Here is a 24,309-nt window from a genome sequence, read left to right as displayed (position 1 = left end):
CCTGCCGCAGTCCGGCAAGTTTCGGATTAGTCATTATCAGACTGACAATTCCGGTTGTTACTGCGCCCGATTCACCGGAAATAATTCGCTCATCTGATCCTAGGGGGTTGCCCAGGATGCGCATGCCATATGCTGCAACATAATCCGGACAAGAAATAAATGTATCACTGCCGGTCGATAAGATATCCCAGGCAATTGTGCTGGGTTCACCGCAGGCCAGTCCGGCCATAATGGTGTCCATATCACCGGTTACAAAGCGCGGCTTGCCGTCCGCGGCGGCCGCCGACCGGTAAACACAGTCAGCCGCATGGGGTTCCACGATTACAACTTTAGGCGGCGAATCGGGATAGGCATTGATTAGGAAAGCCTGAACAGCGGCCGCAAACGAACCTACCCCAGCCTGCAAAAATGCATGAGTCGGGGTTACCTGCCATGTAGTAAGATCTTGGTAGGCTTCTATTGCCATTGTCGAATAGCCCTGCATTATCCATAGCGGTATATCATGATAGCCTTGCCAGGCGGTATCCTGCACAACTACCCAGCCGTACTTACGGGCGTTCGCAGCCGCCAGTCGTACGGCATCGTCATAATTTAAATCAGTAATTGAAGCGTCCGCTCCTTCGCGCTTAATGTTCTCAAGCCGCTCGACCGCAGAGCCTTTCGGCATATAGACAACAGCTTTATGCCCAAGTTTTGCAGCGGCCCAAGCAACACCCCGCCCATGATTGCCGTCAGTGGCCGTTACAAAGGTGATTTCGCCGAGCTTGCTCTTAACTTCGGGTGAAGTAAGCAGGTCATAAGATACTTCCGTAATATCCAGCCCTAGTTTACCGGCAAGATACTTTGCGATAGCATATGAACCGCCCAAGGCCTTAAAAGCATTCAGGCCAAAGCGGTATGATTCGTCTTTTACATATAGACCGCCAAGCTGCAGCGACTTAGCTAAATGAACTAAGTCTACCAATGGTGTTGCGCTATAGCCTGGAAAGCCCTGGTGCAGGCAATGTACTGCTTCAACGCTTGCCAAGCTGAATTCTTTTATGGTTTCCGACTGCAACAAGCCGCCTTTAAGACTATTAGTTACCCATTTAGTATCAGTATCCATGTTCCCTCCACTACTTTCCAATTTACTTTTTAGCTATCGGTTGTATTTGACTGCCAGTTCCGCCAGCCGTTTGGCCAGCTCCGGCGTAAAGGCTGCCTTCTGACAGCGCCAGCCCCAGTTGCCGCCGATAGTGCCTGGCAGATTCATGCGGTGCTCGCTGCCGAGCTCTAAAATATCCTGAAAAGGAATAATTGCGGTATCAGCGTTACCGGCGTAAGCATACTCCACTAATTTGCTGCAGACTGTTTCCGGGGCTGCAGTTTCCTCAACACCGATCGCTTCCCTGACACAGTTAGCGACCACAGAACTATCTGCTACCAACTCTTTATACCAGCCGACAGTTGTATTATTATCATGCGTACCGGTATATACAACTGAGTTTTTATCAATTATGACGGGCACGCAACCGTCCTCATCGCTTTCAAAGACAAAATGCAGCACCTTCATCCCCGGGAAGTAAAATTCATTTTTTAAATCGTCGACCTCGGGCGTTATAATGCCTAAGTCTTCGGCAATTAGCGGCAGTTTGCCAAGATACTTGCGCATGGTGGCAAAGAACTCGGCACCAGGGCCTTTTAACCACTGCCCATTTATTGCCGTAGTTTCCCCGGCCAAAACCGCCCAGAATGCCTCAAAGCCGCGAAAGTGGTCGACCCGGACAATATCGACTGTTTTGAGGAGCAGCTCAAAGCGAGCCCGCCACCAAGCATAATCATCTTTGGCCATTTCCTCCCATTTATAGAGCGGATTGCCCCATAGCTGACCGGTTTTGCTGAAATAGTCTGGCGGTACACCCGCCACCTTGGCCGGACGTCCGGTATCGTCCAGTTCGAACAACCCCGGATTTGCCCAGACATCGCTGCTGTCGGGTGCGACAAAAAGCGGCAAATCACCGATTATCTTTACGCCCCAGCGATTGGCATAACGCTTAAGATCCAGCCATTGACTAAAGAAGGTATACTGTAAAAACAACTGATATTCGATTTCTTCGGTCAGCAATTTCCGATAGTAGAGCAGCGTATCCTCATCGCGCCTGGCCAGCTGCTTGGGCCACTCATACCAAGCAGCCCCCTTGAAATAGTGTTTTAAGGCCATAAAGAAGGCATAGTCGTCTAACCAGCTGCTATTTTCCGCGACGAACTTCTTATAGTCCGGACTTGGTTCCTCTATGCGGAAATTAGCAAAGGCTACCCGCAGTAATCTGTCTTTGGCCTGCCTTACTTTATCAAATTCGATTTTACTTGTATCACAGGTCGGATAAGTCTTGATATCGGCGGCTGTCAATAATCGGGCGGCTACCAGCTTGCCTAACGAGATTAGCATGTGATTGCCGGCAAAAGCTGACAGGCATTGATACGGCGACTCACCAAACCCGGTTGGATTGAGCGGCAGGATCTGCCACAGTTTTTGCTTGGCTTTGACGAGGAAATTGATGAAATCGTAGGCCTCTTTACCAAGATCGCCGATTCCATAACGTGATGGCAGGGAGGTCGGGTGCAGCAGTACCCCGCACTGGCGCGCAAACGCATATTCTTCCTTTTGGATTAAAAGCTTGCCTTCAAGCGGCTGTAAAGTCATTGTAAGTATTCCTCCGTCGAGTTCGATTTCCTGGCTGTCGTTAAGAATATCTATTAGTATCCCCCGACACCAAGGCCTAACATTAATTTTTAGCTCGACGGTTTTTTCAGTATGACGGTTAAGCAATACAACGAGGACATTATCTTGTCGGGGCTGGCCAAAAACGTCCTTGCCGTTGACAATTCGCCGGACATAGCCGTAAACTTCGCCTTCGGCGATGATATTTATCCACTCGCCCGTTCGTAAGGAGTCATATTGCCGGCGCAAAGCCGTGATAGTCTTATACCATTCAATAAGTTCGCCGTCCTCGGCACCCCACGGGTAGGTTCGGCGGTTGAATGGATCTTTGTAGCCCTCGACCCCGGCTTCGTCCCCGTAATAGATAGCCGGAACGCCGGGAAAGGTCATCTGCCATAAAGCCAGCAGCTTAAGTCTTGCTACCGCCAGCTTGCGCTGCTCAGGCGGCAGTTTGTATCTGGCCTGCTCACCGATTGTCATGCTGTCGGCGGGCGGCGCCTCGCCCAGCAGCGTCAAAATCCGCGGCACGTCATGGCTGCCGACTAAATTCATTGCTGCATAAAAATTTTCGCGCGGATAGTTTTCATATAAGCTCATTAGGGCTTGCGCGGCAGTTTGAGCATCGATTTTGCCTAAGAGAAAGCCCAAGGCAATCTGGCGGAACGGATAATTCATCGTTCCATCCAGCTGTTCCCCGCCAAAGTAATCCCGCATTTGACCATAGCTTACCTTATGAGAAGCGTCTTCCCAGACCTCACCGATAAGTACTGCATCTGGATCGGTTTCTTTAATTGCCTGCCGAAACTGTTTAATGAATTCAGCCGGCAGTTCATCGGCAACATCAAGCCGCCAGCCTTTCGCCCCCTGGTTGAGCCAGTATTTAGCGACACTATTCTGACCAGCGATAACAAAATCGATATACGACGGCTCCAGTTCATTAACATTAGGCAGTGCATCTACATTCCACCATGATTCATAAGAATCGGGCCACTTTTTAAAGCGATACCATTTGTAATAGGGGGACTGCTGGGATTGGTAAGCGCCCAAACTTGGATAGTTGCCTTCCCGGTTGAAATAAATGCTGTCACTGCCGGTGTGACTAAAGACTCCATCCAATATAATCGAAATGCCGTATTCGGCGGCTTGAGCACACAATTGCTTGAATAGCTCGTTATCACCCAGCATGCTGTCTACACTATGGTAGTCGGCGACATCATAACGATGGTTGCTGGGTGAGGCAAAGATAGGATTCAAATAAATGACAGTTATCCCGAGTTCTTTTAAATAGGGAAGTTTAGCCATTACACCAGCCAGATTGCCGCCGAAAAAGTCATAGGCTATAATTTGGCCATTATCGGGATCACGGATATAAAAAGGCGTATTTGCCCAATGAGCGTGGTTGACACTGCCCTTTTTGGGGTTCAGTACCCTTCCGTCCGGCAGTCCGTTATAAAACCGATCCGGCATGATTTGATAAATTATACCGTCCTTGAACCAGTTAGGTGTGGACGCCCCATTTTTATAGACGGTTATCTGAAATGACGGCGGCTGGCAATCGTATAGCTGGCCCTCACCGCCGAAATTCCGGTGATTGTTGCCGTAGTAATAAGTTTTTTTATTAATATCGATGATAAAGTAATACCAGATTCGCCCCGGCTGCCGGCCGGCTTTGATGCAGGCTTGATAGACCCTGCTAGTGTCATCAGCTTTGTTAAGGGTCATGGCAATTTTCTCTTCGCCCTGGTCCTCATGCCATAAGCGGAGCACCACCGAATCAGGCTCAATATCGGCGGCCAGCTTCAGCCGCAGCCTGATTGTCTCATTATAAGAAACAGCCCCAAAGGGGCTGCGAAATTCCGATAGGTGGGAGTTATGGATAACCAATCTTGGCTGCACAGACAGGCACCTCGCTTTCGGTCAAACCGTGTTTCATTCAGCGGCCGGCCAGTTTTTGGTATAGTTCGGCATAATGCTTAGCAGACTCCTGCCAGCTATAATCGCTGGCCATGGCATTATGGACAATCTGGTTCCACACCGGCTTATCATAATACAGCCCAAGCGCTCTTTTGATGGTATAAAGCATATCGTGGGCATTATAGTGCGCAAAGGTGAAGCCGTTGCCCTGCCCGGTATATTTGTTATAGGAGAGTACGGTATCTTTAAGGCCGCCTGTTTCACGAACGACGGGCAAAGTTCCGTACCGCAGCGCAATAAGCTGTCCGATGCCGCAGGGTTCGTAATGCGAAGGCATCAAGAAGATATCAGCCCCGGCATAAATTTGATGAGCAAGCTTTTCGTCAAAGCACAGGTTTGCCGACACTTTGCCAGGATATTGCCAGGCCAAATGTTCAAATAAGCGCTCATACTTGGCATCGCCTGTACCCAAGACCACAAGCTGAACGTCTTCATGCCCCAGCAATTCATCGACGATATGGGCGATTAAATCTAGACCTTTTGAAGCCACCAGTCTTGATACCATAGCAATAAGCGGTACGTCCCGCCGGACGGGCAGCCCAAGTTTTTGCTGCAGGCTGGCTTTATTCTGCTGCTTTTTATCTATGGTATCGATATCATAATTTACGAATATGTGCTCATCGGCTGCCGGGTTATAGATATTGTAATCTATACCGTTGACAATCCCTGTCAAATCAGCCCGCCGCTGCCGCAGCAGACCGTCTAGTTTCTCCCCGAAATACGGGAATTGGATTTCTTCAGCATAGGTCCGGCTGACCGTTGAAATTAAGTCGGCAAAAACCAACCCGCCTTTCATAAAATTAACCCCGCCATGAAACTCCAGTTTATCGGGTACAAAATAGCTTTGGTCCAGGCCTAAGACGTCTTCTACTATCGTCGGTGCAAATATTCCTTGATAACCTAGGTTATGGATGGTAAACAGCGTTTTTATGCCCTGATAAAAGGGCTTATGGTTATAGTGGGATTTAAGATATACGGTAACCATACCGGTATGCCAGTCATGGCAATGGATTATATCCGGTTTAAAATCAAGAGCCGGCAGACATTCCAGCACTGCCTTAGAAAAATAGGCATAGCGCTCAGCATCATCATAGTGGCCATACAGTCTTGTCCGTTTGAAGTAATATTCGTTATCAATAAAATAGAATGGTACGCCCTGATAGACTAATTCTTCGATGCCGCAGTACTGCTGACGCCAGCTAAGCGGTACAGTCAGTTCGGTCTTTTTTGTCATCTGCGCCTTAAAAGCGGCGGGTATTTCCTCGTACTTAGGCAGTATTACTCTTACGTCAGCGTCTAAACCTTTAAGCGCCTGCGGCAGCGATCCAATCACATCGGCCAGTCCGCCGGTTTTCACGAAGGGTACCGCCTCGGCGGCAGCAATCAGTATTTTTTGCAATTAAACCACCATCCCTTTCTTGACAACAAGCGGGTAGCCCATATCCCCTTTCAATTGCCGTCCTGCAGTAATATGGACGTTTTTATCGCAAATCACCTGCTCCAATTTTGCTCCGCTGTCAATAATACCTTTTTGCATAACTATACTGTTTTTAATGTGAACACCCTTTTTCACGGTAACCCCGCGGAAGAGAATACTGTTTTCGACCGTCCCTTCAATTATACAGCCGCCGGCTACTAAAGAGTTTGTCACTTTAGCGGTACCGATGTATTTTGAAGGCGGTTCATCTTTAACTTTGGTATAGATAAGACCGCTTTTTGAAAACAGTTCCTGCGAAACAGCGGGATTTAGAAGCTCCATACTATGATAAAAATAAGTAGCCAGCGAGGAAATCCTAGCTGCATACCCTTCGTGGCGATAGCCAAAGATTTTTAGCCTGTCAAGGCTCCTAATCAGGCAATGCTTGACAAAGTCATAGCCGCCATGGGCAATACAGTCTTCGATAAGGCTGATGAGCAGTTCCCGCTCCATAATATACATACCCAAGGACATCTTGCCACGTTGTTTACCGCCGGCAGAAACCTCTATATCGGTAATCCGTCCGTCTTCGGCAAGTTCAACCAGGACAGCGCCGTTGCAGTCACTTACGCAGTGGCTGTCGGTATATAATACGGTTACTTCGGCACCGCTATGCCGATGAAATTCAAGTGCAGCCTGATAATTAAGATTGCAGAGAATATTTGAGCCTGCGATAACGACATGTTTTTGCCGGCTAAAGCGGATATAGTCAAGATTGCTGTAAAAGTTGTCGGCATCGCCGCCCCGCCCGCTGTTTCCCGGATTAGCGCTGTAAGCAGGCGGCATCAGTACAAGGCCGTCGCGTTTCCGCGCCAGATCCCACTCTTTGCCTGAGCGTAAATGGTCCATTAGCGAGCGGTATTTATCCTTAAGTAAAATCCCCACATTAGAGATACCTGAATTCACCATGTTGGACAGCACAAAATCAATCAAACGATATCTGCCGCCGAACGGCACAGCGGCCAGCGGACGATAACGGGTAAGCTCCTGTAAAAGTTCTTCCGATTCGTAAAGATTAATAATTCCCATTAAGTCCATGGCATTAACGCTCCTTCTGTTCCGGCTCACCGGCCAGACGCTGATCTGATGCTACGTCCCTGCTTATGACTGTCCCCGGCGGGATTGTTACGTTTTCGCCGATTACGATAATTTCCCGCCCGTCAGATCCAATTGCACCGGCAATAACAGTATCTGCTCCAATTGTCGTCTCCTGCCCGATAATGACTCTATCAACTGCTGAATTGGCTTCAATCCGGACATGCGGCATTATTATTGAATCTTTTACCTTTACTCCCGGACCAATGTAGACATCAGTGAAAATGACTGAGTGATCAACTTCGCCGTAAATAAGACAATCTTCACTAATAATAGAATTTGTAACCTTGGATTCCGGCCCCAGATATTGCGGCGGCCGAGTGGGATTTACCGAGTATATCCGCCAGTTTGCGTCGTGAATATCAAGCTCTGGCTGCTCAGCTAACAGGTCCATGTTTGCTTCCCAGTAGCTGCTGACCGTCCCAATATCCTTCCAATACCCTTCAAAAGGATACGCAAACAGCTTTTGACCATCACCCAGCATTCTGGGAATGATATCCTTGCCAAAGTCATGGCTTGACTGCAGATTTTTTTCGTCAGCAACAAGATACTGCCGTAACTTTTGCCAATTGAATATGTAAATGCCCATTGAGGCCAGGTTGCTTTGCGGATTACGGGGTTTTTCGGCAAACTCGGTAATCCGCTGGTAAGACGAGGTGTTCATAATGCCGAACCGGCTGGCTTCCTCCCAAGGTACGGCGATAACAGCAATGGTAACATCAGCACTACGCTCTTTGTGGAATTGCAGCATTTCGGCATAATTCATTTTATAAATATGATCGCCTGACAGGATAAGCACATACTCAGGATTTACTGAATCGATAAAGTGCATATTCTGGCAGATTGCATCAGCTGTTCCTTTATACCATTCGCCGCCTTGCTCTCTGACATATGGCGGCAGAACATAAACGCCGCCGTGTTTACGGTCTAAATCCCAGGCCGAACCTATGCCGATATAACTATTTAAGACCAATGGCTTATACTGCGTTAGCACCCCCACAGTGTCGATGCCCGAGTTTCGGCAATTGCTCAAAGCAAAGTCAATGATGCGATATTTGCCGCCAAACGGGACGGCTGGTTTGGCAAGCTTTTTGGTCATTATCCCCAAACGGCTCCCTTGCCCTCCAGCTAGCAGCATGGCGACGCACTCCTTTTTCGGCATAGCGCTTCTCCTCTCTATGGAAATATTTATTCAATAACAGGCACTTCTCGCTTGAGGTATATAGTAGCTAGCGGCGGGAGACGAAGGTTTAGTGAATATTCGCGGTTATGCCACTCAATGGGCTCAGTGGCAAGCGGCTGGGCATTTAGCTGACCCGATCCGCCGTAATCTTCCCAATCACTGTTGAAAACTTCGTGATAAATGCCGGCTGCCGGTACCCCGATCCGGTAATTGTCGCGAACTACCGGTGTAAAATTGCAAACCGCAATAATAAAGTCCTCTTGATCTCGGCCGCGGCGGATAAAACTGATCACACTCTGGCTATAGTCCTGACAATCAATCCACTCAAACCCATCCCAGGCAAAGTCAACCTGCCATAAAGCCTGTTCCTGGCGGTAGAAGTTGTTTAAAGCGCGCGAATAGTCGTGCATTTTTTTATGCATGGGATAGTCGAGCAGATGCCAATCCAAACTGTCGTCAAATTTCCATTCAATAAACTGCCCGAACTCACCGCCCATAAACAGCAGCTTTTTGCCGGGATGAGCCATCCAATAGGCATAAAAGGCGCGGAGATTAGCAAACTTCTGCCAATAGTCGCCCGGCATTTTATCGAGCAGCGACTTCTTGCCGTGCACGACTTCGTCATGCGACAGCGGCAGCACGAAGTTCTCCGAGAAAGCGTACATAAATGAGAACGTAACTAGATTATGTTTCCATTTCCGATGAACAGGGTCGAGGGCCATATAGCGCAGCATATCATTCATCCAACCCATGTTCCATTTAAAATTAAACCCTAAACCGCCTACATCGGTTGGCCAGGATACCATCGGCCAGGCTGTCGACTCTTCGGCAAGCATCATGGCTTCAGGGTAGTATTCGAAAACAGCTTGATTGAGCTTGCGCAGGAAGGCAACTCCTTCAATATTCTCATTGCCGCCGAAGCGGTTAGGCATCCATTGGCCTGACCGCCGGCCATAGTCCAGGTATAAGATGTTGGCTACAGCATCAACCCGGAGGCCGTCAATATGGTATACATCAAACCAGAAGATGGCGTTGGATATCAAGAAACTGTTTACTTCCGGCCGGCCTAAGTCAAAATTGGCCGTACCCCAATCGGGGTTTTCCCCTCGCTGATCGGCATATTCATAAAGCGGTGTACCGTCAAACTGCCTCAAGCCGTGGTCGTCCTTGCAGAAATGGCCGGGAGCCCAGTCGACGATTACTCCCAGTCCCCGCGAGTGGCAAGTATCGACAAAATACATGAAATCGGCGGGTGAGCCGTAGCGGCTGGTAACAGCAAAATAGCCTGTGGCCTGGTAGCCCCATGAACCGTCGAATGGATGCTCGACCGGCGGCATTATTTCAATATGGGTATAACCCATCTCAACAGCATAGTTAACAAGTTCATCGGCTAATTGCCGGTAGGTCATCGGGCTGCCGTCCTGGTTTCTTCGCCAAGACCCGAGGTGGACTTCGTAAATAAGCATGGGCTGTTCATAAACAGGCCGCTGCTTTTTGCGCAATTGCCAGGCAGAATCCTGCCATTCATAGTCATTAAGGCTTTCCACAACTGAAGCTGTTCCCGGTCTTAGCTCCGCCTTGAAAGCATAGGGGTCGGCCTTTAATATCCGACTGCCGTCGGCCGTAATTATTTCATATTTGTACAGTTCGCCCGGCCCTAATCCGGCAATAAACAGTGACCAAACGCCCGACTTGCGGACGCGCCGCATTACATGGGCCTCACCCTGCCAGTTATTAAAATTGCCGACAACGCGCACCTCGGCAGCGTTCGGCGCCCAGACGGCAAATCGCACACCGGGTTTGCCCCGGTACTTGGTCAGCTGAGCTCCTAGTAATTGATAACTGCGGAAGTTGCTCCCTTCATGAAACAGATATAAGTCATGTTCGCTTAGCGGCGATATGTTCATCTTCTCATCCCCCATAGGTCAGCGACTGATATTGACCGGCTGTATCTTCCAAATTTCGGCGGCGTATTGAGCAATTGTCCGGTCGCTGGAAAAAACGCCGGCGCCGGCAATATTGGCAGCGCTCATTCTAAGCCAAGCCAGCCGATTCCGGTAACACTCGTCAATTTTGGCTTGGGTATCGACATATGAGTCAAAATCTTTCAAAACAAAAAACTCATCATTATGGTAAAGCAATGATTCATAAAGCATTTGCAGCTCGGCCTTTTCATCGGAAAATTGACCGGCGCCAAGCTGGTCTAGAACCTTTTTAAGGCGCGGGTTTGAATTGTATTCATCCCAGGCGCTGTAGCCGCCGTTGCGGTAGTAATTTATCACCTGATCGGCTGTCAGGCCAAAGATAAAGATATTATCGTCACCGACGGCATCGCGGATCTCGACATTGGCTCCGTCTAAAGTTCCCACCGTTATGGCTCCGTTAAGCATGAATTTCATATTGCCGGTGCCAGAAGCCTCTTTGCTGGCCGTAGATATTTGTTCGCTGACATCAGCAGCCGGGAAAATCATCTCGCCCAGCGATACACTGTAGTTTTCGAGAAAAACCACCTTAAGCTTATCGTTAATGTCAGCATCATTATTGATTATGGCCGCCAGATTATTAATCAGTTTAATGGTTTGCTTGGCAGCGCTGTAGCTTGTGGCTGCTTTGCCGGCGAAAATAAAGGTACGGGGTACAATATCCAAGCCGGGATTGGCTTTGAGCTGGTTATAGGCATCGATAATCTGCAAAGCGTTGAGAATCTGACGCTTATAGGCGTGAATGCGTTTTATCTGAACATCAAAGATGGAATTAGGGTCAAGGGCGATCTGATATTTATCGGCTATCAACTTTATTAATTTTTGCTTGTTCTGCTGTTTGACCTGATGCAGCCGTTCGAGAAAAGCCTTATCATCCCGAAATTTCAGCAAGTCGCTAAACCGGTCGGCGTCGGTTATCCACTCGGGTCCGATGGCCTCGGTTATCAGATCTGCCAGCCCCGGGTTAGCCTTGAGCAGCCAGCGGCGGTGAGCAATGCCGTTGGTTTTATTGTTGAACTTTCCAGGGTAAATATCATTATAGTCTTTCATTATATGGTTTTTGAGAATATTGGTATGGATGGCGGCAACCCCATTGACGCTGTAGCTGCCGACAACTGCCAGCTTAGCCATATGAACCTGCCCATCGGCAATAATGGCCATGGCCGCAATCTTATCCCACTGACCGGGATACTTTTCCCATAAGCTGCGGCAAAAACGTTCATTAATCTCCTCGATAATCATAAAAATCCGGGGCAGCAGTGTTTTAAACATATCCACCGGCCACTTTTCCAATGCTTCCGGCATTATTGTATGGTTGGTGTACGAGATAGTTTTGGTGGTAATTTGCCAGGCCTCATCCCAGCCCAGCCCCTCATCATCCATCAGAATGCGCATGAGTTCCGGGATTGCCACAGCCGGATGGGTGTCGTTAATGTGAACCCCGACTTTATCGGCGAGCTCATGGATAGAGTGCTGTTTTTTCTTAAACCGCCTGATTATGCTCTGGAGGCCTGCCGAAACAAAGAAGTACTGCTGTTTTAATCTGAGCAGGCGGCCTTCGTAAAAGGTATCTTCAGGATAAAGAATGGTCGATATCCGCTCAACCGATTGCTTATACTCAACAGCCTTGAGATAATCGCCTTTGTTAAAGGACGACAAATCAAATTCCTGCTGCGCCGGTTCTGCGTTCCACAGTCTAAGTGTATTTACGGTATTGTTGCGATAACCGATGATTGGAATATCATAGGGAACGGCTAATACTTCCTCATAGTTTTCCAGCCGGAATCTATATGAACCGTTGTATTCCTCCCATACGACATTACCGCCGAACCTAACAGTAACAGCCTTATCGGTCTTGCGAAACTCCCAGATATAGCCGTCCTTCAGCCAATTATCAGGCAGCTCGACCTGATGCTTATTGACGATTTTTTGTTCAAACAGGCCGTATTGATAACGAATGCCGCAGCCATGTCCAGGCAGTCCCAGCGCCGCCAGTGAATCGAGGAAACAGGCTGCCAAGCGTCCGAGGCCGCCGTTGCCAAGACCGGCATCAGGCTCCTCTTTCTCCAAGTCTTCAAGGTCAATCCCAAGCTCAGCAAGCGCTTGCTGGCAGACTTCCTTGATTCCGGTATTGATAAGGTTCATACCCATCAGCTTGCCCAGCAAGAATTCCATCGAGAAATAATAAATCTGCCGAACACCGCTTTCGCTGTACTGGCGGTTTGTTTGAATCCAGTTCTGGCTGATGTAATCCCTAATCAAGCCGCCCAATGCGGTATGCTTATCATGAAGGCTGGCCTCACCTAAGCTTTTCCCATGCATTGTCTGCAATTTATGGATAAAGATCGCCTTAAATTTTTCCTTGGCGTCTTCCTTTCGCTTAGTAACATCGCTGCGTTTATCCATAGGCACCTCCGTGACCTTGATTATCTCTATCACTAAAAGTATATCTAGAGACTTTCGGTTTTAATGCTCTAGATTCCTGCTATATTTCGGTTTTAATGCTCTAGATTCCTGCTATATTTCGGTTTTAATGCTCTAGATTCCTGCTATATTATGGTTTATTAACAAATAATCAGCCGCCCTAAACTCCCAACTTGAAAATTGTGAGCTAAGAGCGGCTGTTCACTCTTAGATAACTGTTCCTTTGGCAATAACCAACGGGTAAGTACTTTCGCCTTTCAGCCATTTTCCGTCCGTTATGGCAACATCTTTGTCGCAAATAACATTCTCCAGCCTGGCGTTTGCGCCGACCTGGCATTTCTGCATAATGATGCTGTCTTTTATATACGCCCCGGGTCCGACTGTAACACCGCGGAACAAAATGCTGTTTTCTACGGCACCCTCGATTACACAGCCATTGGCAATCATAGCATTATTGATGCAGGCACTCTCTTTATACTTAACAGGAGCCTCATCTTTTACTTTAGTATAGACCGGTCCTGATTTAAAAAATAACTCCTGCCACTTCTCAGGTTTTAGAAGCTCCATGCTATGCCGATAGTAGCTGGGAACTGAATGAATTCTGGCCATAAAGCCCTTGTATTGATAACCGTAGATTGCCAGCTTGCCGATATTTTTTACCAGACCATCCATAAGCAGGTCGGTGCTGCCGCGCGCGGCACAGCCGGTAATTATATCAACCAGCAGGTCTTTAGACATGATACACATTTTCATAAATACTTTGTTGCTTGTAACCTTGACCGGGTTTACCGCCATGTCGACTACCCGGCCTTGATCATCGCAGTCGATTATTGTGGAATGCTTAAAGTCTTCCTGCCGGCTATCAAGTTCTTTATATAAAACAGTGATATCGGCCTGCTTTGTCTGATGGAATTGGAAGGCCTTTTTAAAATTGAGGTTACAGATAATACTGCTGCCCGTTATCAGCACATACTGCTGGCGGCTGCTCTTTATATAATCAAGATTGCTGAATAAATTATCAATATCACTCTGGGGCTTGCCTTGCTGGGATTCGGCCGGCGGCAGGATGAACAGGCCATCCCGTTTACGAGCTAAATCCCATTCCTTGCCCGAGCGCAAATGATCCATAAGGGCGCGGTACTTATTGGAAACGAGAATCCCAACATTGTGTATTCCCGAGTTAACCATGCTGGATAGCACAAAATCAATAATCCGATAACGCCCGGCAAAGGGAACGGCGGCCAGCGGGCGATGTTTAGTAACCTCGCGCAGCATTTCCTCATTTTCATGCAGATTAATTATACCCATGACGTTTTCCACGATTTATCCCCCTCATTAAAAATGGCAAAAAACTTAGCGCGCTAGCCGACATGCTCTTGGAGAATGACGCCGTCAGGCCCCCAGCACTCCCCTTGCCTGATAACAGCATGCTCAGGAACTACGGATATTGCCGGCGTCGAGCTTAAGCCTCGCCAACCTACCCGCACGCCCTCTTCGACTACACAGCGGCGTCCGAGAATTGCCCTGTCGATATAAGCCCCGGCAGAAATTTGTCCGTATGGCATTACGATAGAATTTACAATCTTGGCGCCGGCACCGATATAAACCCCGGGGAAGATTACCGATTGATCGACTTCGCCGAAAATTGTGCAGCCTTCACTGACCAGCGAGCGGCTAACCTTAGCCCCTGCAGCGATATAGTGCGGCGGACGGGTCGGATTAACTGAATAGATGCGCCAGTCGGGATTATAAATGTCAAGCTGAGGCCGGTCAGCCAGCAAATCCATGTTGGCTTCCCAGAAACTTTCGATTGTCCCAACATCCTTCCAATAGCCTTTAAAAGGATACGCAAACAGGCGATGGCCTTCGTTCAGCATCTTGGGAATGACATTCTTGCCAAAATCATGCCCCGAAGCAATATTCTTGCTATCTTCTTCGAGTTGCTTCCTTAAATATTTCCAATTAAAGATGTATATGCCCATTGAAGCCAGGTTACTTTTAGGGCGAGCCGGCTTTTCCTGAAATTCGGTTATCCGCCCCGACTCGCCGGCGCTCATTACTCCGAACCGACTGGCTTCGGCCCAGGGAACCTCCATTACCGAAATTGTCGCATCAGCTTTTTTTGCTTTATGAAAATCTAGCATTTTAGCGTAATCCATAGTATATATATGGTCGCCCGAAAGCACTAATACATAGCTTGGATTAAATTGTTCTATAAAGTGAGCATTTTGCCACATGGCGTCGGCGGTACCCCGATACCACTCAGCCCCGCCCTCTCGGGTGTAAGGCGGCAGTACAAAAACGCCGCCGTCTTTGTGGTCAAGATCCCAGGCACTGCCAAGCCCGATATAACTGTTTAACGCCAGCGGCTGATACTGAGTAAGCACGCCAACAATATCAATCTGCGAGTTTCGGCAGTTGCTTAAAGTAAAATCAATAATCCGGTATTTGCCCCCAAATGGTACAGCCGGTTTGGCAACCTTCTTGGTTAAAAGCCCTAATCTGCTTCCCTGCCCCCCGGCCAAAATCATTGCCACACATTCTTTCTTGCCCATAAAATCCTCCCTGATGGTTTTCCTCATTTTAAAAAAACACACCTTATATTGCTATGCACCAGCATTGATGTATAACACTTATATGAGCGATAAATAGAAATATTCTGGATGTAAAAATGTTTAAATATTGGAATAAATTGGGAGGTGCTATTCGAAATAACGTGGAAGAATGTATTACTCTTTAAGTGCAATAAAAAACAAGGGGGGTACATTAGCTATTTTATTTTGAGAGGAGCTGCAATTTTGAAAGCAACAAGCATTCGCACTATTAAGGCCCGTCAGGTCTACGATTCACGGGCAAACCCCACCATCGAAGTGGATGTCATTCTTGAGAATGGCACAGCCGGACGCGGAACTGTGCCCTCTGGAGCATCTACCGGTAAATACGAAGCACTGGAATTAAGGGATAATAATCCGTCGCGTCTGGGCGGCAAGAGTGTGTTTAAGGCTATCAGCAATGTAAATGAGATAATTGCGCCCCGCCTTATCGGACAGGACGCTCTTAATCAGGCTTGTATTGACAACTTGCTCAATGAAATTGACGGAACAACAAACAAGTCCTGCCTGGGAGCTAACGCTATGCTCGGCGTATCGATGGCGACGGCCTGGGCGGCTGCCAATGCTCTCAATATGCCGCTATACCGATATCTGGGCGGTTCGGATGCCCGGGTCATACCGGTTCCTATGATTCAGATTATCGGGGGTGGTATTCATGCCAATCAAACCATTGATATTCAGGACTTTATGATTATCCCGGTCGGCGCCCAAACCTTCGCTCAAGCCATCGAAATGACGGTTAACGTCTATAATGGCACCAAGAAGGTGTTTGCAAAATTAGGCAAACCTGTTTCAGTCGCCGATGAAGGCGGATTCTGGCCAACCTTTGCCTCCAACACCGAAGGTCTTGACTTGCTTGTAGCCGGAATCGAACAAGCAGGCTATACACCTGGCAAAGATATCGCTATCGCTCTGGACGTAGCCTCCAGTCATTTTTATGAAGACGGAAAGTATTGTTTTAAACTTGAGCAAAAGCAAATGGCTGCCGCTGAATTCGCAGGAATCTTGGAAAGCTGGACAACTAAATATCCCATTATCTCCATCGAAGATGGTATGGCCGAAGACGATTGGTCCGGGTGGGAAGTACTATCGCAAAGGCTGAAAAATAAAGTCCAACTAGTTGGCGATGATCTGTTTGTCACCAATGTCAGCCGTATCAAAAAAGGCCTGGCGCGCGGCATCGGCAACTCGGTGCTTATCAAGCTAAACCAAATCGGCACTATTACTGAAACCATGGAAGCCATCACCGTCACAAAAAGTGCCGGTTATCTCCCGGTTATTTCGGCGCGCTCCGGCGAGACTGAAGATTTTACAATTGTGCACTTGGCTATTGCTACTAACGCCGGCCAGCTCAAAGTCGGTTCGATTGCCCGCACTGAGCGTACGGTAAAATGGAACGAAGGCCTTCGGATTGAAGAAGCGCTTGGTACTGCGGCCATCTATCCCGGACGAGAGCTATTCCGCCGCATTATTCCAGCAGGCGTTTAAGTGTGGAATTGAACAACCCCGCCTTCGGGGCGGGGTTGTAATTATTCTACCTTCCATTCTTTAATTTTCGCTATGTAAGTCCCAGCCAGATCCATTACATTAGTTGCATTGGCTGCGGCATCTTCAGGCGTTAAAGTTATTACATTCTGGTCATCATAATAAATGGTACAGTTGATGCCGTCGCTATCGGTAATAAACTTATCTGCTGAATAATCTGGCAGTTGCCTCAGCTTCGATAACCTTCCGGCTGCAAAGTATGCTCGGCAATGCGGCTTATAGTCGCTGAAGGTCGCTGTTAGCGGCGGCAGTTTCCATTCACCTTCAACAATCTGAGCGCCCTTGTCATCATCTAAAATGACCACATGCGGCTTAATCTGGGCCTCGTCCATGTACTTCTGGACCGCGGCTACCCGTGCTCGTCCTTCAGGGTGACCCGAGAATAAAGTAGTTTGATAGTTCTGGTTTAATTCTGATAGTTTCTTAAGGCCCATCATCATACTATAAGGGTTATAGCCGGCATTGTAAGCGTAGACAAAGCCTAGCTTATCAGCTTCACGCTCGTCGTCCCGGCTGTAGCCGGCCATTATCGCGTTAAAAGCTAAGTTTTGCAGCGCAACCCCTTTGTCACCAAACAGTACGCCAAATAATATCCCCATTCCCATACTTTTTTCAATTTGCTTGACGGTATGCTTCTCAACAACATGCCCAACTTCGTGACCGATAACGCCGGCGAGCTCATCATCGGACGGCATCAAATCAATCAAGCCTTTAAAAACATAGATATAGCCGCCGGGCGCGGCCAGCGCGTTAATCTCTTTCGAATTTAATACTTTGAAACTATATTGTATATCCTTACGGTCACTTACAGCGACTAGGCTCTGGCCAATCCTGTCGACTCTTTCCTGCAAAGCGGGGTCTTCGACCAGTCCATACTTTTTCTCAAGCTGTTTGGCAACGTCGCGGCCGATTGATATTTCCTGCTTCTGACTGATAATTCCGGCCTCAGCTTTAGGCAAACCGACCAGATTGATTACAAAGGTAAAACAGACTAATAATATTACTATTCGATGCACAAACTGCGGCACTAGTTTATCACTTCCTCCTTTGTCAATATATTCTTATTTCTACCTATAACCACTAGAATCCTTTGGTAAATTCTGTGGACTAAGCAGTACAAACCATTTAATCAGCTAGGCAGAAAGGCGAAAATTTATCTAAAAAAAATCAAAAAATTCACGTTGACTAATAAAGAAATAGTTGCCAATTATGCAGGTATTATTGCATAATTGTAGTATAATATATTAGCTATTTTTTCATAAAAGGTACATTAATTACAGAAAGGCAGGTGGCTCATATCGAACTAACACCACGGCAAAGTATTATTTTGGATATCGTTAAGACCAATGGCCCAATAACCGGAAATCAAATTGCTGAGAAAGTAAACTTGAGCCGGGCGGCACTGCGGCCCGATCTGGCAATTCTGACCCGTTCCGGGCTTCTAGGTGCTCGCCCTCGAGTGGGCTACTACTATACTGGCAAGGATCCCTCCGACCTAATTGCTTCTGTCCTTGGCCAATTCCGAGTAGCCGATATCCACTCAATTCCAATTGTAGTTCGGGAAAGCTGCTCAGTTTATGATGCTATCGTTACTATGTTTATTGAAGACGTTGGTACGGTATTCGTAGTTTCTGAAGGCAGTTATCTCGAAGGTGTCATATCCCGTAAAGATCTCCTGAAATCAACAATGGGCGGGAAAAACATCAATGATATGCCGGTTAAAATCGTTATGACCAGAATGCCTAATATCATCGTAACTTCGCCGCATGAATCAGTCTTGCGGGCAGCGCAAAAGCTGATTAGTCACCAAGTTGACTCGCTGCCTGTTGTTGATGCCGAGCAAGTTAACGGTCAAGAAAAGTTTAAAGTAGTCGGACGCTTCACTAAAACCAATATAACTCGCCTATTCGTACAACTTGTCGAGAACAAAAGTTAGGGCTTAATCTCTAGTTAATCAGCTACTAAAAGGAGGAGTCGCGATTAATCTCAAATTAAGCAGCCGTGCACCTATCGTTTACATATTGTCAGACTCCATTGGCGAGACGGGAGAGGTAGTGGTTAAGGCAGCGGCCAGTCAATTCGACGCTGGCCATATTGATATCCGCCGAGTACCTTACTTACTTTCCAACCGGCAGGTCGAAGAAGCTTTGCTGGAGGCCGCCGAGGCTAATGCCGCAGTCGTTTATACTTTAGTTCGCCCCAACCTGAAAACTTTTCTGGAAGACAAAGCTAATGAACTGGGCCTGACAGCAGTTGATGTTATGGGGCCAATTGTTGATGCCATTAATAAAATGACACACACAACCCCCAAAAATCAACCTGGCCTAATTCGTAAAATTGACGAAGAATATTTCAACAAAGTTGAAGCCCTTGAGTTTGCTGTCAAGTTTGACGACGGCAAAGAACCGCGCGGTCTGCTCAGGGCCGACCTAGTTATCACCGGGGTATCGCGCGCATCTAAGACCCCGCTATGTATTTACCTCGCCCACAAGGGAATTAAGGCGGCCAATATGCCGCTTGTGCCTGAGGTAACACCGCCGAAGGAGTTATTTCAGGTCGCGCCCAGTAAAGTAATTGGCCTGTCAATAAAACCATCACTGCTATTTGAAATCCGGAAAGAGCGGTTGAAGGCCATGGGTTTGTCTCAAACCGCCGACTACGCCAATTACGAGCGCATTCTGGAAGAACTTGAATATGCCGATAGGATTATGCGTAAAATAGGCTGTCCGGTAATTGATGTTACCAACAAGGCTACCGAAGAAACAGCCGCCAAGGTCCTCGAAATTTACCGTAAAGGAAAAGGAGAAGATCACTAGTGTCCATTAAATATGTATATTTGTTTCATGAAGGCAGCGCTGAAATGCGCTCGCTATTGGGAGGAAAAGGAGCAAATTTAGCCGAGATGACCAATCTTGGTCTGCCCGTTCCGCCGGGAATGACAATCACAACTGAGGCTTGCCGCCAGTATTACAAAGCTGATCAGAAATTACCAGAGGGTTTGGAGGACGAAGTGCGGCGCAACCTTCTGCAGCTTGAACAGCAGACCGGGAAAAAATTCGGCGATATCGCTAATCCCTTATTAGTTTCAGTGCGCTCGGGCGCGGTATTCTCAATGCCTGGTATGATGGACACAATCTTGAATCTGGGCCTCAATGAACAAACAGTGCAAGGACTTGCCAAAAATACCGATAACCTGCGCTTTGCCTACGATGCTTATCGCCGCTTTATTCAAATGTTCTCAGATGTCGTACTCGGTATCGAAAAACACGACTTCGAATTTATCCTAAGCCGTCAAAAAGACCGCCAGGGTGTAACTTACGATCAAGAACTCAGTCCGGAATCACTCCGTGATATTATCGATGCTTATAAAGAACTTGTTCAGCAAAAATCCGGCCGAGCCTTCCCGGAAGACCCGATGGAACAGCTGTTTATGGCTGTTGAGGCCGTATTCCGTTCCTGGAATAATGACCGGGCTATTATCTACCGCAACCTTAATAAAATCGATCATGAGCTAGGTACCGCTGTTAACGTTCAGTCAATGGTATTCGGCAATATGGGTAATGACTGCGGTACCGGCGTTGCCTTTACCAGAAATCCTTCGACCGGTGAAAACCTGCTGTACGGGGAATATTTGACCAATGCTCAAGGTGAGGACGTTGTAGCCGGTATCCGGACTCCGCAGCCTATTTCAAAATTAAAGGATGAAATGCCCGAAATTTTTGCCCAATTTGCGCAGATAGCTAATACGCTGGAAAAACACTATCGTAATATGCAGGATATCGAGTTTACTATCGAAAAGGGCAAGCTCTTTATGCTGCAGACCAGAAACGGCAAACGTACCGCCCAAGCTGCCGTTAAAATCGCTCATGATTTAGTATCCGAAGGTCTGATTAGCAAAAAGGATGCTATCCTGCTTGTTGAACCAGGCCAACTCGATCAGCTGCTTCACCGCCAAATCGACAGCAGCGTTAAACTTAATGTCGTAGCAACGGGACTGCCAGCTTCCCCCGGCGCAGCTTCGGGTACCGTCGTTTTTGATGCTGACGAAGCCGAACATCTGGGCAAAACCGGCAAAAAGGTTCTGCTTGTCAGAACCGAAACCACTCCTGACGATATCCACGGCATAATTACCGCGCAAGGTGTTTTAACCAGTCGCGGCGGTATGACCAGCCACGCCGCTGTTGTTGCCCGCGGCATGGGTAAACCCTGCGTATGCGGCTGCGAAGCTTTGAAAATTGACTATAATCATCGCCAGCTTAGCATCGGCGATCTAGTAATAAAGGAAGGCGAAGCCCTTTCGATTGACGGCTCAACCGGACGCGTAATCCTCGGTGATGTACCCATGAAGGATCCTGAACTTTCTCCGGAATACCTGGAGCTGTTAACATGGGCCGACGAGCTAAAACGTCTTGAGGTCAGAGCTAACGCTGATACTCCGGAAGATGCCCGGAAGGCTCGGGAGTTTGGCGCAAAAGGTATTGGCTTAACCCGTACAGAGCATATGTTTATGCAACCGGCACGCCTGCCTTATGTTCAGAAAATGATCCTGGCTGAGACATTAGAAGAACGCCAAGAAGCGCTCTCAAGCTTGCTGCCGATGCAGGAAGGTGACTTCTACGGAATTCTTAAAGCCATGGAAGGTTACCCTGTCTGCATTCGCTTACTTGATCCGCCGCTGCATGAGTTCTTACCAAGCATGGAAGAACTGCTTGTTGAAACGACCCGCCTCCGCACTTCGGGCGAAAACCCGGCGTTGCTGGCCGAACATGAGGCAATGCTTAAAAAAGTTAGACAGTTGCATGAATTTAACCCCATGCTGGGTCATCGCGGCTGCCGCTTAGGCATCAGCTTCCCGGAAGTTTATGAAATGCAAATGCGGGCAATCTTCAATGCCGCCGCCCGCCTGACTAAAGAGGGCTACAAAGTATTGCCTGAAGTCGAAATTCCGCTTACCCTCAGTAAGGATGAAATGGCTTTCTTTAAAGAAAGAATTGATCGTATCGCCGCTGAAGTTATAGCTGAACAAAAAGTCAGCTTCCACTATACTAGCGGCACCATGATTGAACTCCCCCGCGCCGCTCTGCTTGCTGACGAATTGGCCGAATCAGCTGAGTTCTTTAGCTTCGGTACTAACGACCTGACCCAGACCTGTCTCGGTTTCAGCCGCGACGATGCCGAAGGTAAGTTCCTGCCTGAATATCTCCGTATGAAGATCCTGAAAGACAATCCATTTGCCGTGCTTGATCGCAAAGGCGTCGGCAAACTAATGCAGTTGGCAGTTGAAGGCGGCCGTAAAACACGCCCCGATCTGCTAATCGGCATTTGCGGCGAGCATGGCGGTGAACCTAGCTCAGTCGAGTTCTGCCATCAAATTGGCCTTGATTTTGTCAGTTGCTCACCTTACCGTGTACCAATCGCCCGCTTAGCAGCTGCCCAGGCAGCAGTCAGCCAAGGTGAAAATTTCGGCACAAGATAACTATAAACCTAATGATTAGGAAACCCAGAAGACGTTAATCGCCTTCTGGGTTTCTTTTTACAGCCCATGCCCACAGTTTTAACAATAATGCTGTATAGCGGCCGGTACCTAGTATCGCAAAAAGATCGTCGCCCTGTTTATTGTTGACAGCGCGTTGAAAACGGTCTAGCTCATCATGGATTGCCTTGTATAGTTCAGACCGCATTTCGGCCTTATGAGCGGTAATAACCTGTGCCAAATAAGCTGCACAATGTCTCAATGCCAGGATATTTTCGGCTCTGTCTGCCAGGCGCAGAAAACAGGACTGCGCATTTAATACCTGGGTTACAGCCGATATCAGGGCCTGCTCATTTTCTTTATCGGTTTCTACTTCAGCAGCACAGCGGTAATCATCTTGAGCAAGTCCAGCTATGAGCAAGCCACGGTAATACTTGCTGCGCGGTTCTAAAAGTAAGGGATACTGCTCAGCCAAAGCTGCGCCCAATTCAAGCAGTGCGGCGGTACAGCCGGCTTTAAGCTCCAGCTCTAATTCCATGATCTGTTCACGGTTATCGCCCGCAATAATTTCACCGCGGTCAGCAGCTGCCTCGACAATGCTGCCATCAGGTGTCTTCAGCATAGCAGTTCGCCGCTCAAATCTGGTGATAAACAGCAGCATCAACTTGTCCTGCCCAACTAAAGTCTGGATTCTTTCTCCTACCGTTGTGTTTAAAAATGGCTTTATACTAGGCATACAGTCCTTAACCGGAACATTCCATTCCTGCCGCATATGGAGTCCGCCTGCTGATTTGCCCCCGCCCTTTACTGTGGCAACCCACTGCCCGCCTTCACGGCGAATACGATAGGCTAAACCGGCGTGACGAAGCGCTCGCTGCGGGGTATCGTAGTAACACGCTTCCAATGTTTCATAGCCGAGCGAGTTAGGCTGGATATATTCAGCTATTCGCGAAGACTCCAGTATATCGCACCATATCTTACGATCTGTTATTTGCAGTTTTAGTTCAGTTTCAGTATTTTTACCCATTTTCACCCCAGTTAGCAAATACCAATGCTACTCCTTACGGTTTAATTCAAGATCGATGTTTTCACGGGCTGATTCACCAATGACGGCGATCTTGCCTTCAGTTATCTTCTTAAACTCCTTATAACTTAGCGTATATAGCGCATCAACAAACCCGACCGCAAAACTGGCCGGTCCTTTTGCTTTGGCTGCTGCCTTCTCTGCTGCCGCTCCGTAAAAAGCCAAGGCAGCCAGCACACCGAGTTTATTATCATCGGCAACCGCCATAAAGGCCCCGGTCAGGGACGTCAGCGCACAACCTGCGCCAGTGACATACTGCAGCAGAATATGCCCGGTCTCATTGGTAAATACTGCTCCGCCGTCTGTTATATAATCGGTTGGCCCAGTTGCGGCTATCACCGCGCCGGTATCCTTTGCCAATCTCCTGAGCATAACTACATCAGCGTCCACTGAGCAATTATCTACGCCTTTAACCTTGTCGGATGCACCAGCCAGAAAACCGATTTCGCCATAATTGCCCCTAAGCAAACTTACATCTATATCGGTTAATATTTGCGCGGCAGTTGCATTGCGAAACGGTGTCGCACCCGCTCCGACGGGGTCAAAAATAACAGGTTTGCCAAACCGGTTGGCCTCGGCCCCGATTTTTAAACAGTATTTTACTTGGCGCGAATGCAGTGTGCCAATATTTAAGACTACAGCGTCGGCTGCCCGGGCTAAAGCCTCTGACTCGTCAATGCCTTCCGACATTATTGGCGAAGCCCCTGCTGCTAGCAGGACATTAGCCGTAAAATTTGTTACAACATTATTGGTTATATT

At 48.0% G+C, this 24,309-nt stretch carries 16 protein-coding genes; 4 read left to right on the top strand and 12 right to left on the bottom strand.

The features are described 5' to 3' along the window. From dpaL to GX348_01395, 9 genes are all read right to left on the bottom strand, one after another. On the bottom strand, window positions 1–1,105 hold a 1,105-nt coding region (dpaL, locus tag GX348_01435), incomplete at its 3' end, for a diaminopropionate ammonia-lyase (GenBank protein NLP40851.1). 33 nt (window positions 1,106–1,138) lie between these two features. Next, window positions 1,139–4,597: a bifunctional glycogen debranching protein GlgX/4-alpha-glucanotransferase gene (locus GX348_01430; GenBank protein NLP40850.1), complete on the bottom strand. Its 3,459-nt coding sequence runs from the start codon at window positions 4,595–4,597 to the stop codon at window positions 1,139–1,141. A 37-nt stretch (window positions 4,598–4,634) separates the two neighbouring features. Continuing rightward, window positions 4,635–6,074, bottom strand: a complete 1,440-nt coding sequence (gene glgA, locus GX348_01425; protein ID NLP40849.1) for a glycogen synthase GlgA — start codon at window positions 6,072–6,074, stop codon at window positions 4,635–4,637. Then, window positions 6,075–7,190 (bottom strand): glucose-1-phosphate adenylyltransferase subunit GlgD, encoded by a 1,116-nt coding sequence (glgD, locus tag GX348_01420; protein NLP40848.1) that lies wholly within the window; start codon window positions 7,188–7,190, stop codon window positions 6,075–6,077. It lies immediately after the preceding gene. A gap of 4 nt (window positions 7,191–7,194) precedes the next feature. Then, the gene (locus GX348_01415) at window positions 7,195–8,409 is read right to left on the bottom strand and encodes a glucose-1-phosphate adenylyltransferase (protein ID NLP40847.1); all 1,215 of its coding nucleotides are present in this window, start codon (window positions 8,407–8,409) and stop codon (window positions 7,195–7,197) included. Between the two features lie 26 nt (window positions 8,410–8,435). Further along, on the bottom strand, window positions 8,436–10,337 hold the full coding sequence (gene glgB / locus GX348_01410; GenBank protein NLP40846.1) for a 1,4-alpha-glucan branching protein GlgB: 1,902 nt from the start codon (window positions 10,335–10,337) through the stop codon (window positions 8,436–8,438). An 18-nt stretch (window positions 10,338–10,355) separates the two neighbouring features. Then, window positions 10,356–12,818: a glycogen/starch/alpha-glucan phosphorylase gene (locus tag GX348_01405; GenBank protein NLP40845.1), complete on the bottom strand. Its 2,463-nt coding sequence runs from the start codon at window positions 12,816–12,818 to the stop codon at window positions 10,356–10,358. 225 nt (window positions 12,819–13,043) lie between these two features. Beyond that, a complete protein-coding gene (gene glgD, locus GX348_01400; GenBank protein NLP40844.1) occupies window positions 13,044–14,156 on the bottom strand; it encodes a glucose-1-phosphate adenylyltransferase subunit GlgD in 1,113 nt (370 codons plus the stop codon). A 41-nt stretch (window positions 14,157–14,197) separates the two neighbouring features. Beyond that, complete coding sequence (locus GX348_01395) at window positions 14,198–15,391, bottom strand: glucose-1-phosphate adenylyltransferase (GenBank protein NLP40843.1); 1,194 nt, start codon at window positions 15,389–15,391, stop codon at window positions 14,198–14,200. Between the two features lie 243 nt (window positions 15,392–15,634). Here GX348_01395 and eno point away from each other — a divergent pair, with 243 nt between their 5' ends. Next, complete coding sequence (gene eno / locus GX348_01390; protein NLP40842.1) at window positions 15,635–16,936, top strand: phosphopyruvate hydratase; 1,302 nt, start codon at window positions 15,635–15,637, stop codon at window positions 16,934–16,936. 41 nt (window positions 16,937–16,977) lie between these two features. Here the strand turns inward: eno and GX348_01385 are convergent, their stop codons facing one another. After that, window positions 16,978–18,021 (bottom strand): M48 family metalloprotease, encoded by a 1,044-nt coding sequence (locus GX348_01385; GenBank protein NLP40841.1) that lies wholly within the window; start codon window positions 18,019–18,021, stop codon window positions 16,978–16,980. A gap of 269 nt (window positions 18,022–18,290) precedes the next feature. Between GX348_01385 and GX348_01380 the strand changes: the two genes are divergently transcribed. Genes GX348_01380 through GX348_01370 form a run of 3 tightly spaced genes read left to right on the top strand, consistent with a single transcriptional unit; the run spans window position 18,291 to window position 22,469 of the window. Further along, a complete protein-coding gene (locus GX348_01380; protein NLP40840.1) occupies window positions 18,291–18,929 on the top strand; it encodes a helix-turn-helix transcriptional regulator in 639 nt (212 codons plus the stop codon). 43 nt (window positions 18,930–18,972) lie between these two features. Next, window positions 18,973–19,809, top strand: a complete 837-nt coding sequence (locus GX348_01375) for a kinase/pyrophosphorylase (GenBank protein NLP40839.1) — start codon at window positions 18,973–18,975, stop codon at window positions 19,807–19,809. Then, window positions 19,809–22,469, top strand: a complete 2,661-nt coding sequence (locus tag GX348_01370) for a pyruvate, phosphate dikinase (GenBank protein ID NLP40838.1) — start codon at window positions 19,809–19,811, stop codon at window positions 22,467–22,469. The genes GX348_01375 and GX348_01370 overlap by 1 nt, the downstream gene beginning before the upstream one ends. A gap of 34 nt (window positions 22,470–22,503) precedes the next feature. Here GX348_01370 and GX348_01365 read toward each other — a convergent pair whose 3' ends face one another. Both GX348_01365 and thiM read right to left on the bottom strand, forming a co-directional pair. After that, the gene (locus GX348_01365) at window positions 22,504–23,493 is read right to left on the bottom strand and encodes a CYTH domain-containing protein (protein NLP40837.1); all 990 of its coding nucleotides are present in this window, start codon (window positions 23,491–23,493) and stop codon (window positions 22,504–22,506) included. Window positions 23,494–23,520: 27 nt separating this feature from the next. Further along, the coding region (thiM, locus tag GX348_01360; protein ID NLP40836.1) for a hydroxyethylthiazole kinase at window positions 23,521–24,309 on the bottom strand (789 nt) is incomplete at its 5' end.

This window comes from Veillonellaceae bacterium, from assembly GCA_012523975.1.
Taxonomy (GTDB): domain Bacteria; phylum Bacillota; class Negativicutes; order JAAYSF01; family JAAYSF01; genus JAAYSF01.
The sequence above is the reverse complement of the archived record's forward strand: the minus strand, read 5'-3'. Positions and strand labels throughout refer to the sequence as shown.

Bases quoted from the DNA above. Each gene is read 5' to 3' on its own strand.
- glgD (NLP40848.1), bottom strand. From the start codon at position 7,190: ATGGACTTAATGGGAATTATTAATCTTTACGAATCGGAAGAACTTTTA.
- GX348_01415 (NLP40847.1), bottom strand. From the start codon at position 8,409: ATGCCGAAAAAGGAGTGCGTCGCCATGCTGCTAGCTGGAGGGCAAGGG.
- glgB (NLP40846.1), bottom strand. From the start codon at position 10,337: ATGAACATATCGCCGCTAAGCGAACATGACTTATATCTGTTTCATGAA.
- GX348_01405 (NLP40845.1), bottom strand. From the start codon at position 12,818: ATGGATAAACGCAGCGATGTTACTAAGCGAAAGGAAGACGCCAAGGAA.
- GX348_01395 (NLP40843.1), bottom strand. From the start codon at position 15,391: ATGGGCAAGAAAGAATGTGTGGCAATGATTTTGGCCGGGGGGCAGGGA.
- GX348_01365 (NLP40837.1), bottom strand. From the start codon at position 23,493: ATGGGTAAAAATACTGAAACTGAACTAAAACTGCAAATAACAGATCGT.